Source organism: Leptospira bouyouniensis (assembly GCF_004769525.1).
Lineage (GTDB): Bacteria > Spirochaetota > Leptospiria > Leptospirales > Leptospiraceae > Leptospira_A > Leptospira_A bouyouniensis.
Genome location: NZ_RQFT01000003.1, coordinates 373,344 through 385,856, shown reverse-complemented (window position 1 = coordinate 385,856; position 12,513 = coordinate 373,344). Strand labels below are relative to the sequence as shown.

Genomic DNA, 12,513 nt, shown 5'->3' with positions numbered 1-12,513 from the left:
AATTAGTTTGTAAAAAATCGCTCTACGATCTTTGCACCGATTTGGTTTAATTCAATTTGAATATCATCTAGATATTCGTGTAATCCTTTATCGAAAATGGATTTGATATTTTCAGATCGTAGTCGATTTAAGTATACCGTTGTCGCATCTTGTGCGGAATTCCGTGGTAATCCTTCTTTTAATCCTGATATTTTTTCCAATGCTTCTTGCATTTCTTGGATACAAAAGATAATCGATCTTGGAAACGTATCATTCAGAATTAAAAACTCTGCAATATCTGTTGGATCAATTTTTTTATACTTTCGATTGTACATCTCATGTGCACTTGCTGACTTTAGAAGTGATAACCATTGTAATAAATCTAAAGTAGATCCTATGTCATGTACTGAAGGAAGTAAGATAAAATATTTCATATCTAAGATACGCGTTGTTTTATCTGCACGTTCCAAGAATCTACCAAGCAATGCAAAATTCCAAACTTCATCATGTGAAATTGTTGCATCAGTACAACCGTAAAAACTTTGGCAACTTTTCCTTACAGTACTGAGGAAGTCAGAAAGATCAATAGAGAGTGTATCTCCATGCTCCTCTGTGGATTCCATATAGAGTTTACGATAGTTTTTTACATAGAGATAAAACTCATTCAAAACTTCCCACATTGATGTTGAAATATTTTCACGAATGGTTCGAGCATTTTCACGCGCTTTCGATAAACATTGAAAAATTGAATTAGGATTCTCTTCATCAAATGTCATAAATCGAATCACATTCACTGGGGTAGGTTCTGAATATTTTTTTGCAAATAATTCATAATCCCCAGTTGTGTGAACTAAGGGTAACCACTGGTTTGGAACTTCTTCATTCAAATCCAACGACAACTGATGGTTAACATCGATAAAACGGGAATAGTTCTCCGCTCTTTCAATGTACCGATTCATCCAAAAAACAGACTCGGCAACTCGGCTTAACATATATACACCTTATCCTAAAACCCAGGTGTCTTTTGAACCGCCTCCCTGGGATGAATTCACAACTAAAGATCCTTTTCGTAAAGCTACACGGGTTAATCCACCAGGCATTACATACACATCTTTACCGTATAAAATGAACGGACGTAAATCAACATGTCTGGATTCAATTTTGTCAGATATCAACGTTGGAACTGTTGAAAGATTTAACACTGGTTGTGCGATATAGTTTCTCGGATCCGCTTTAATTAGCTCCTTAAAATCTTCTTGTTCTTGTTTAGTTGATTTTGGACCAATGATCATTCCGTATCCACCTGCACCATTAGCTGCTTTCACAACTAAATTATGGATATTATCCAAAACATATTTTAAGTCAGATTCTTCGGAACAAAGATATGTTGGGACATTGGGAATGATTGGATCTTCACCTAAGTAATATTTAATGATCTTTGGAACATAAGAGTAAATTACTTTGTCATCAGCAACTCCTGTCCCAGGAGCATTTGCAAGAGCCACATTTCCCCTTTTATATGCTTCAAAAATTCCCTTCACTCCCAGTAAAGAATCTTCTCGGAAACTAGATGGATCCATAAAAGTATCATCAATTCTACGATAGATTACATCGACTTTTCGTAATCCCTTTGTAGTTTTCATATAAACCTTATGATTCTCGACCACCAAGTCGGTCCCTTCAACTAAATAGACGCCCATCTTTTGGGCTAAAAAGCTATGCTCATAATAAGCTGAATTATATACACCAGGTGTCCAAACAGCAATCACAGGATCACTTACATCTGTTAGGTTTTCTAACATAGACCTTAAATGATAAGGATAATCATAAACCTGTCGTATGTTTAATTTTTCAAAGAGTTCAGGAAAAGTTCGTTTCATCACTTCCCGATTTTCAAGAACATATGACACTCCAGAAGGACAACGTAAATTGTCTTCGAGTACGTGAAATGCACCTGCGCCATCTCTTACTAGGTCAGTACCTGTAATATGTATCCAAATGTCTTTCGGTGGTTTTAAACCCATACACTGTTTTAAATATCCAGTGCTTGAATCTATGATTTCTGAAGGAATGACTTTGTCTTTTAAGATCTTTCTTTCACTATATATGTCATTCAAAAATAAATTAAGGGCAAGTATTCTTTGTTTTAATCCTTTTTCGATACTTATCCACTCTTCACTCGGAACAATTCTTGGAATCACATCAAATGGCATGATCCTCTCTTGTTCACCACCATCACCATACAATGTAAAAGTGATCCCAAGTGACATTAATGCGCGTTCGGCGGAACTACTGCGTTTGATTAATTCAATCCCTCCCAAACTTTCCATTTTTGTTTTCACAAAATCGTAACTTTTACGTGGGAATCCTTCATTTGAAAACATCTCATCATAGATATTCTTTGCACTATAGTCTGCGATAAACATGGGGTGGCCTCTGCTAAATTAATTAGCAATATTTGTACCAAATGGATAATTTGCCGGGAAACCAGGGCTTTGCAGTTCATCCGACATAAGTCAGCGATTCGTTAGCTAAATTTTGCTTAAATTATACACACCACCACAATACTAACAAAGTTGGTGTACGAATATCAAACAGAATGTTTATATTTCGTTAGTTGGGATCGTTTGTGGGGAGGAATTTTTCTTCATTTTCTCTTCTTTTAAACGAAAACCGTAGAGGAGAGATCGAAAAAAGAGCAAAAAAGGTAAAATTTCGAAGAATTTTTTTTGCATCCCCTGGGTCCATACTTCAAACCGAGACTGTTTGGGACGTAAGATGGATCGAAACACTTTCTTCGCTAATCGTTTTGGATTTTGGTCGGAAGGAACGTTCGCGACTATCTTAGAGAATTGAAAATTTTTCCCAACTTGTTTGCGGTAGGAATCCCAAAAATAATCAAAAGCGAGTTTGGAGGAACCATACAACGCATATCCAGGAGTTGGATACAGGGAAATTTCTGAACTAACGTAGATTATGTGAAGCCCAACAGAGATCAATTTTGTTAATTTTTGAATCGCAAAAATAGGTGCGAGGGAATTTGATTGGAATAAGTATTTGAGACCAGCCCAATTTTCCTTTTCATCTTCTGCATAAATAAATTGTTCTGAATTGATAACGAACACATCAATTTTATCCAATGTTTCGATAGCAGATTCGATTAACCTTTCGATTTGATCAGGTTTACAGGGATCAATTTTATATTTATGTAAATTTCCATGACTGGGAATTTCTTCTGGATTGATGTCGCCAACAACAACCAAAGCTCCTTCACCGAGTAACAATGATAATAGTTCTTTTCCTAAAGGGGAAGAACCATTGGTCAATACGATTTTTTTAGAAGCCAGTTTCATAAAAGTATTAGTTCGTATTGGTTAGTTGAGAGAAGGATCCTTAGTATGGTCTACAAAGTATTTGTAAATTCCACCTTTACTTCGTAGAGCTTCTCGCCAAATCGATTCTGAATCATCTTCTTTGAAAACAATTGAATCATCTACCAAATCTGATACCACCCAAGACAATCTATCAAATTCACTTTCCAACTGGCCTGACGACCAACCTGCATAACCTTGCAATACTCGGAATTTGATTTGGTCGGAAGATAATACTTCTAACATCGTATCAAAACTTCGTGCCATATAAATTCCTGGAACAACTTCCACACCGGGATCGGCCGTTTGTTTTCCATTATGCAAAATAGACACAAATAGATTGTCAACTGGACCGCCAGCATACACTGGTTTGTTGGAATGTATGGTATCTGGCAGATTTTTAATAAGAGATTCCATAGTTTGGTCAGTTGGTTTGTTTAAAACCAAACCAAAGGCTCCGTCATCATCATGGTCAACCATGAGGACAACGGATTTATGAAAAAAATCCTGAATCACACTTGAATTGGAAATGAGTAACTTCCCGCGCGTTGAATCAGGATGATTTGTCATTATTTTTTGCCGTGAATTTCTTCTAAAATTTTATACGCCACTTCTAATGTTTTAATATCAGAATCACCTTTCACCATTGGTTCGGATTCTCCTTTGATACATTTTACAAAGTGTTCGTGTTCTTGTTTGAGTGGGTTATCTTTATGAACAAAGATTTTTTCCACAATGGATTCTTGTCTATATTTGATTTCTCCACTTCCAAGTTGTGTGGTTGAACTTGCTTGTCTATGAAGTTCAATCTCTTGGTTTGTAAAATCTAAAAAAACATAAGAATCTTTTTGTGAAATGTTAAGAGTTCTAATTTTTGCCTGAGAAGAACGAGAAGCATTAAGTGATGCAACACAACCATTTGCAAATTTCAAAACAACAGTTGCAACATCCTCATGATTGGATACTATCGAAGATCCAACTGCTTTCACTTCCGTAACTTCTGATTTCACAAGATTTAGAACGATGTCGATATCATGGATCATCATATCAAGAACCACACCAACATCAGTGATACGGCTGTTATACGGAGCAATCCTTCGAGATTCAATGAGGATTGGGTGCTCGGCAATTTTACCAAGTTCCAAAACCGCACCATTGAATCGCTCGACATGACCCACTTGCAAAATCAAATTGTTTTGTTTTGCTAAGTTTACAAGTTCTTTCGCTTCTTCCACTGTTTGGGAAATTGGTTTTTCAACCAATACATGCTTTTTTTCGGTAAGCGCCTGTTTGGCGATCTTATGATGTAAGAAAGTTGGCGCCGCAATGATGATTGCATCGGTTTCTTTCAGTAATTCTTCAATCGTTCCAAATGCCTTTGTTTTGTGTTTCTCAGCAATTTGAGTGGCACGTTCTGCATTGGCATCAAATATCCCGATGAGTTCTGCATCGGATAATTGTTTGGCAACGTTTACGTGGTATTGGCCCATATGGCCCGTACCAATGACTCCAAGTCGGACTTTTTTATCCATAGATGCTCTCAATATTTTTAAGGTTTAGCGGAAAAACAACTTCGATTTTCCCCCGCTGCCTACCTTTTCGCCGGACTCACGGGCAAATTCTTCCATCAATTCTCTCTGTTTTTTAGAAAGTTTCTTAGGAATTTCTACTTTGATAATGACATGTTGGTCTCCCTTGCCATAAGAACCGAGGTATGGGATTCCATGCCCTTTTAAACGGAAAATTTGTCCACTTTCCGTCCCTTCCGGGATTTTCAATTGGATGGTTTTTCCATCAATCGAAGGTACTTCAATCTCTCCACCGAGACAAGCCATAGATAAAGAAATCGATTTTTGAACGATTAAGTCATTCCCTTGTCGTTCAAAGGTTGGGTGTTTTTTGATATGGGTAACCACATACAAATCACCACTTGGACCACCGTTTGGACCAGACTCGCCTTCACCAGAAACTTTAAGTCGGCTTCCCGATTCAACACCAGCAGGGATTTTGATATGTATAGTTCGTCTTTTCTCTGTTAGGCCTTCGCCTTTACAAGTTTTACAAGGATTGGATATAACTTTTCCTTTTCCTTTACAACGAGGACAAGTAGTTGTGACACTAAAAAATCCTTGGGTCCTTCTCACTTGGCCTGTTCCCGAACAATCAGGACAAACCGTAGGTGAAGATCCTTTCGATGCACCAGATCCCGAACAATCGGCACATGTTTCCAATCTTGGGATTTCAATTTTATACTCTTTGCCAAGAGCAGCATCTTCTAAACTAACTTCTAAATTATAACGGAGATCTGATCCCCTTTGAGGACCAGACCTTCTTCCACCACCGCGGCTACCGCCACCACCACCGCCGCCGAAAAATTCACTGAAGATATCACCGAAGTCTCCAAAGATATCAGAGAAGTCAGTATAAGCACCTGCTCCATACCCACCTCCTGCACCTGCATTCACACCAGCTTTCCCAAATTGGTCATAGGCTTGGCGTTTTTGCGGATCACGTAACACTTCATAGGCTTCAGTAGCCTCTTTGAATTTTTCTTCCGCTTCTTTATCACCTTTATTTTTATCAGGGTGATATTTGATGGCTAACTTACGATAGGCGCTCTTGATCTCATCATCAGAGGCACCTTTCGAAACGCCTAATACTTCGTAGTAACCACGGTCGCTCATTGTTTTACTTCTTTATCTCTATTTATTTTTTGTCTTCGTCAACGACAGTGTAATCAGCATCGACTACCTTCTCGCCACCTGCATTGGAACCACTTGCGCCTTGGTTTGCACCTGCACCAGCTTCTGCGCCAGGAGCTCCTGCTTCAGGACCTGCTTGGCTATAGATTTTTTGTCCAATTTGCATTGCAACTTGTTGGATTGAGTCTCTTGATGCTTTCATACGTTCGAGGTCACCAGATTCCATTGCTTCACGACCGCGTTTGATTTCGTCCTGAGCTTTTTGTTTTTCTGATTCGTCGAGTTTGTCTGCTGATTCCCCAATGGTTTTTTCCAATTGGTAAACAATCGCTTCCAATTCGTTTTTAGTATCAGCTGCTTCACGAAGTTTTTTATCTTCCTCTGCGTGAGCTTCTGCATCCTTTACCATCTTTTTGATTTCTTCTTCAGAGAGTCCGGAAGATGATTCAATACGAATCTTTTGCTCTTTACCTGTTCCCAAATCTTTTGCAGACACATGAACGATACCGTTCGCATCAATATCAAATGTGACTTCGATTTGAGGAACTCCACGTGGAGCCGAAGGAATTCCTACTAAGTCAAAACGGCCAAGTGTTCTATTCGCACTTGCCATTTCTCGTTCCCCTTGTAATACGTGAACGGAAACAGTTGTTTGGTTGTCAGCTGCCGTTGAGAACACTTGAGACTTTCTTGTAGGAATGGTTGTGTTTCTTTCGATGAGTTTTGTCATCACACCACCGAGAGTTTCAATTCCTAGAGAAAGTGGAGTTACATCGAGTAATAAAACATCTGTAACATCACCTGCAAGAACTCCCCCTTGGATCGCAGCACCAATTGCTACTACTTCATCAGGGTTTACCGATTTGTTTGGTTCTTTTGCGAAAATCTCTTTTACAAGAGCTTGTACCGCTGGGATACGAGTCGATCCACCCACAAGGATGACTTCATCGATTTCACTCGCAGACAATCCTGCATCTTTTAATGCATTTTGGCAAGGAATACGAGTTCTTTCCACAAGAGATCTTGTGATTTCGTCAAACTTTGCCTTGGTAAGTGTCATATCCAAATGTTTTGGACCAGACGCATCTGCTGTGATGAACGGAAGGTTGATTTGAGTGGAAGATGTTCCAGACAACTCGATTTTAGCTTTTTCAGCAGCTTCTTTCAAACGTTGTACTGTGTTTTTATCTCCAGAAATATCAATTCCCGTTTGTTTTTTGAATTCATCGATCATCCATTGCATGACCACGTTATCAAAGTCGTCACCACCAAGGTGAGTGTCACCGTTTGTAGATTTTACTTCGAATACTCCGTCTCCAAGCTCTAGGATCGAAACGTCAAACGTTCCACCACCTAAGTCATATACGGCGATCTTAGCATTTGTTTTTTTCTTATCAAAACCGTAAGCAAGCGCTGCAGCAGTTGGTTCATTGATGATTCGTTCTACTTCAAGTCCCGCAATGCGACCTGCATCTTTTGTTGCTTGTCTTTGTTCGTCATTGAAGTAAGCAGGAACTGTTACCACTGCCTTTTTTACTTCATGGCCAAGAAAGTCTTCTGCCGTTTTCTTCATTTTTTGAAGTACACGAGCCGCAATTTCTTGTGGAGTGAACTCACCAGAAACGGTTTCAAATTTTACACCGTCATTTCCAGCACGGATCACTTTGTATGATACCATCTTCGCTTCATCACCAGCTTCGTTAAATCGACGACCGATAAATCGTTTCGCCGAACGAATTGTATTCACAGCATTTGTGATCGCTTGGTTTTTTGCAAACTGACCAACAATGGTTTCACCCTTTGCTGTAAAAGCAACGATCGAAGGAGTTGTTCTTGCCCCTTCAGAGTTTTGAATGACAACGGGATCTCCACCTTCCATAACCGCTACACAAGAGTTAGTGGTTCCTAAATCGATACCTATGATTTTTTCCTTAGACATAGTCTTTCTCCTTCTTACTTATATTAACTTTGTGGTTTTCCCACTTTCACACGTGCAGGACGAATTGATTGTTTGTTTTCACCTTCTTCATGGTAATAACCAGCTTGGTAGGTTTCGACAACTGTCTCTTCTGTATACTCTGCACTTTCTTCAGAAGCAATTGCTTCCATGAGCATTGGATCAAACGGCATTCCTTTTGGGTCCAAACGTTTGATTCCCTCTTTTTCCAATACGGAATAAAATTCCTTTTGTACCATCTTGATCCCTTCAACAAAGGCGACCACTTCTGGTGTTTGGTTCGGAACATTTGATACACGTTCCAAGTTGTCCAAAGCACTCGTGAGTCCTTCCGCAAACTTTTTGATGGATTCTTTCCTAGCATTTAACAAGTCGTTAGCGGTTCTACGTTTGTAGTTTTGAAACTCCGCACGTTCTCTAAGCCACGAATCTTTTAAAGTTTCGATTTCCTTTTTGGCGTTATCGAGTTCTTTTTCAGCACCCTCTACCGCTTGTTCAATGGCTTCATCGGAAATGGTCTGCCCTTCTTCGACTTGCACATTTTGATCTTCTAGGGATTGGTTCGTTTCTTCTGCCATTTCGCCTCCTACTACCTGCTCAATTTCGTTATCATTTCTGAAACTAACTTTGAAGTGAATTCAATCAAAGGTAATGCTTTGTTGTAATTCATCCTCTGAGGACCAATGATTCCCATGGAACCGATCCTTTTTTCACCCATACGGTAATTCGTAGTGATGATGGTAACACCACCTAACTTCTCATTGCCGTCTTTTCCGATAATCGTGTAAACACCATCCATCGGAACATAATCGCTGAAAAATTCTTTGAGGAACTGTTTTTCATCAAATAGATGCAGGATGTTTTCTAGTTGTTCCTCTTCATCCTTAAAGTTTTCATATAAGTTTTTCAATCCATCAATATATAAATTATCAACGGACAAACTGTCTGATCCCATTGCTCTTGCAATTGATGGTGCAAACTGACTGAATCCTTCCGGACCTTCCTTTTTCAACATCATCTGTGGAATCAAATTACTTTGAATTTCATGTACATCAAATCCTTTGACGTTATCATTCAAGTACCTTGAAATTTGATATAAGGTCTCTTGTGAAATGTGAAAATCGAAAAATATATTTCGATTGAGCACAGTCCCAGACCGCATAACAAGAATCATAAGAACCTCACCACCGTTTACATGGATGAGTTCAATATGTTTGAGTGTATCCAAAGATCCTTCTGGACCAAGTACGACACTCGCAGATTGCGAAAGTGAAGCCAAAACCTTAGAGGTTGCAATGAGGACTTGGTCCAATCGAAATTGCATCCGTAGATACTCTTCCTGGATCCTCTGTTTTTCACGCATTGTGAGCTCAAATAGAGTCACAAGGCTATCCACATACAACCGATACCCTCGTTCCGTTGGTACACGGCCCCCAGAGGTATGTCGGGCGACGATGAAGCCCATATCCTCGAGTTCCGCAAGACAGGAACGTATGGTGGCTGGTGAAAGGCCGATATCGTATTTTTCAGAAAGGGTTTTAGAGCCGACAGGTTTGTTGTCTGAAACAAACTCCTCAACCAAAGCTTTCAAAATGGAACGATGTCTAGGGGAAAGGTCCATAGCCTCCAAGCACTTCCTTTAGCACTCTGATGATTAGAGTGCTAATCTATGCTTAAAGTTTACGGATTTCCATTTTTTTCGTCAAGCAAGATGTCACACTGAGTTGCGAAATTTAGCAGACTTTCTGGGAAACTGCCAATTTTTTTCAAACAGGGTAAACTTGGATTCGGTTTCTGCCGTTGTTTTTTGCCTGGTAGAGGGCAATGTCAGCAAATTTCAGAATCTCTTCTGGTTTTTGGATGGGATGGACCTTCGTGAACCCAATGCTTAGAGTGATGTTCAAATAATAATTATCAAAGATAAAAAACCGATGCGTTTCGACAGATTCACGGAGCCGATCAAGTACAATCGTGGCTCCTTCCGTGGTTGTATCGGGTAAGATACAACCAAACTCTTCCCCGCCAAGCCTGCCCACTGTGTCTTCCTCTCGTAGGCAATCGACAAAGATATTTGCCATTTTTTTGAGAACCAGATCACCAATGTCGTGCCCGTATGTATCATTGATGACTTTGAAATGGTCGATGTCCATAACAGCCAGTACCGATTCACGGTTACGACGTTTCACTGTGGCGATTGTTTTTTGTAAGGTGTCTGCAAAAGAACGACGGTTTGGTAACATCGTCAGCTCGTCCATATAGGCCAAACGTTTCAAACTATTGATGAGAACATTCTTTTGTTCCTCTAAGCGCCTACGTTCTCTAACGTCGCGAATGATGGCTGCATAGTATTCTATATTTTCGTTTTGGATGGTAAACGCACGAATTTCTACAGGAATCGTACCTTTTGGTTTGGTGATGAGTTCTAATTCTTTTAAAAAACCAGCAATATAATGAGCTTCATTCGAACTCACAAAGGATTCAATAGAAGATTGTTCTCCTTTTTCATTGGGTGGAAACAAAAAGGAAAATGTTTTTCCTTTTAATTCGTCCTCAGTGTATCCAGTTAACGTTTGTAATGCTAAATTACTGAATAAAATCTTTTGATTCGTATCTAAAACAACAATCGAATCGATCGATTGGGAAACTATTTCCTTTGACAGTACACTCGTATTAATATCATTCATTTCCCCAAATTTCCCCATTTCCTTTTTCACTTCGGAATGAATCCCTCCACTTATGGATGTGACGAAAATTGATCTCAGGTTGGTTCACCCTGAACTCTTTTTTCGGTAAAACCTTCATTGGTTTTGGATTCAGACTCTGATACCAATAAGCAACAGAGATTAAATCTAAGGTCAAGGAATTTGCATGACCGTGTTCTAGTAAGAATAGGAAATTTTTTTCAAAACGGATAGGGGATTCTACCCAAAATCGATATAAATGCGTTCTACCCAACCAACCAATTGAATCTGAAACTCGTGGATAACCAAAGTATGGATGCATAAACACTTCTTTTGGTGACCAAGCTGTATTAAATACATCTTCGGTTCCTGTTCCTTTTAGTGTAGCGGACGTTTGGTTGCCATCAATAAAAATTAAATCATCTCCTTCGCCATACCACAAAGGTGTAGGAGAATCCACATACAAATTCAGTCCAATAAATTGGCCTTTTCCTTCTGTTTCGAGAACGGAGAAATAATTCGCTTTTTTGAATATTGTTTTTTCTGTTTGTCCTAATATTCCCCACTCATTTTCTCTCTGGTTCGTAGTATTCGGTTTGGTGATACTCCTATTCCACTGTGCATGGAATCGTAAGGTTGATTCGAGGGGTGATTTCCATTCTTCATAATCAATGTAAAAATAAAAATTGCTAATGTCTTCTTCTGATTCATTTTCTATTTCTATTTTCGCACCGGATTCAAATGGCATAGGAAAATAAGAATTCATAGACTTCCCTTTTTTGGGAGCCGCAACTAGTGGCAAAGAATTCAGGATGTACTCTTCCCCCCACCCTTGGCCAAAAAATTCACCTAACGGAACTTCAACGGAAGGATGAGAATGGTTATCCCACACCATACGTATTACAGCATTTTTACGTGCCATTGGATCTTTACTAGCCAAGGTCATCCAAATGTGTTTGATCACACCTCGACCTTTGATTTCAGCAATCGTCACAGTCGACTTTTTAGGTATTTTGATAAAATCATCATTCCCATCTGTTGGATCTGAACTTGATATACGTTTGTTTTGATAAGATTTATCTTTCCAAATGGTTGATTCCCAACCATCAGCATATATTTGTAAGGTGATACTTAGAAAGAATATACCGATAAAGATCAGTTTAAAAAAAGATTGTATCTCTGAAAAAAATTTAGAATTGGATATCCAAATCAAATTCCGATTTCCAATCGAATCCGGTTTAAAATCTATTTTGTCTTGAATTAGTATTTGCATTTGGTTTTGCTTCAAAGGTCCTTTCCTAGATTGATATCATGAACATCTACTTCTGCTCTGATGCCCTTCTCACAAACCAAAGAAAAATTCCTGCCTGAACCAATGATTGCAAAAATATTTCAAATAACACGTAAAGATGGATGGAAAATGTAATTTCAGAAATCATAAATACCATTCCTTCCAAACTCCCTACAGCCGGTGAAATTGCTGCAAGGCCACCTATGACAGTGCGCATCCATACGAGTACAAACATTTGTTTGCTGAAACTTTGTGTTTGGAACCAATCCCAAATGATATGGATAAAACTAACCATTAACAAGGCTTGGAAAATTAACGCTGGTAAAAGCCAAGTCATTGCCCGTGTCCAGGCTGCACCATCAACTGAAGTGACTAAAAATAAAGGGAAGACAGCAGAATCACCTTCATAATACCCTTTCATCACCAATTGAAAGTAAGGGATGGAGACCAAGAGATAAGCCAAAAGATGGCTGAAAATAAACTGAATTGTGATTTTAATCTTCGGATTCATGTTAAAGTTGTCCAATAAGGT

The 12,513-nt window shown here is 39.0% G+C and carries 12 protein-coding genes; all 12 read right to left on the bottom strand.

What is annotated here, in order from left to right; genetic code table 11:
• Positions 1-2: 2 nt before the first annotated feature.
• On the bottom strand, positions 3-971 hold the full coding sequence (locus EHQ43_RS03455; protein ID WP_135740121.1) for an alpha-E domain-containing protein: 969 nt from the start codon (positions 969-971) through the stop codon (positions 3-5).
• 9 nt (positions 972-980) lie between these two features.
• On the bottom strand, positions 981-2,405 hold the full coding sequence (locus EHQ43_RS03450) for a circularly permuted type 2 ATP-grasp protein (protein ID WP_135740122.1): 1,425 nt from the start codon (positions 2,403-2,405) through the stop codon (positions 981-983).
• A 177-nt stretch (positions 2,406-2,582) separates the two neighbouring features.
• Entirely contained in the window at positions 2,583-3,332 is a 750-nt protein-coding gene (locus EHQ43_RS03445) for an SDR family NAD(P)-dependent oxidoreductase (protein WP_135770143.1), read from the bottom strand.
• Between the two features lie 21 nt (positions 3,333-3,353).
• Positions 3,354-3,920 (bottom strand): YqgE/AlgH family protein, encoded by a 567-nt coding sequence (locus EHQ43_RS03440; protein ID WP_135753962.1) that lies wholly within the window; start codon positions 3,918-3,920, stop codon positions 3,354-3,356.
• A complete protein-coding gene (locus EHQ43_RS03435; protein ID WP_135740125.1) occupies positions 3,920-4,882 on the bottom strand; it encodes a Gfo/Idh/MocA family protein in 963 nt (320 codons plus the stop codon). Before EHQ43_RS03435 ends, EHQ43_RS03440 begins: the two co-directional genes overlap by 1 nt.
• Before the next feature lie 24 nt (positions 4,883-4,906).
• Entirely contained in the window at positions 4,907-6,034 is a 1,128-nt protein-coding gene (gene dnaJ / locus EHQ43_RS03430) for a molecular chaperone DnaJ (RefSeq protein WP_015677133.1), read from the bottom strand.
• A gap of 22 nt (positions 6,035-6,056) precedes the next feature.
• Positions 6,057-7,991, bottom strand: coding sequence for a molecular chaperone DnaK (dnaK, locus tag EHQ43_RS03425; RefSeq protein ID WP_135740126.1), 1,935 nt, complete (start codon positions 7,989-7,991; stop codon positions 6,057-6,059).
• A 23-nt stretch (positions 7,992-8,014) separates the two neighbouring features.
• Positions 8,015-8,587 (bottom strand): nucleotide exchange factor GrpE, encoded by a 573-nt coding sequence (grpE, locus tag EHQ43_RS03420; RefSeq protein ID WP_015677279.1) that lies wholly within the window; start codon positions 8,585-8,587, stop codon positions 8,015-8,017.
• Between the two features lie 11 nt (positions 8,588-8,598).
• The gene (hrcA, locus tag EHQ43_RS03415) at positions 8,599-9,630 is read right to left on the bottom strand and encodes a heat-inducible transcriptional repressor HrcA (protein ID WP_135740127.1); all 1,032 of its coding nucleotides are present in this window, start codon (positions 9,628-9,630) and stop codon (positions 8,599-8,601) included.
• Positions 9,631-9,775: 145 nt separating this feature from the next.
• The gene (locus EHQ43_RS03410) at positions 9,776-10,693 is read right to left on the bottom strand and encodes a sensor domain-containing diguanylate cyclase (protein WP_135740128.1); all 918 of its coding nucleotides are present in this window, start codon (positions 10,691-10,693) and stop codon (positions 9,776-9,778) included.
• Entirely contained in the window at positions 10,686-11,963 is a 1,278-nt protein-coding gene (locus EHQ43_RS03405; protein ID WP_244242624.1) for a glycoside hydrolase family 172 protein, read from the bottom strand. Before EHQ43_RS03405 ends, EHQ43_RS03410 begins: the two co-directional genes overlap by 8 nt.
• A gap of 46 nt (positions 11,964-12,009) precedes the next feature.
• Positions 12,010-12,492 carry a hypothetical protein gene (locus EHQ43_RS03400; protein ID WP_135753960.1) on the bottom strand — a complete coding sequence of 161 codons (483 nt, stop codon included), beginning with the start codon at positions 12,490-12,492 and terminating at the stop codon, positions 12,010-12,012.
• Positions 12,493-12,513 lie beyond the last annotated feature (21 nt).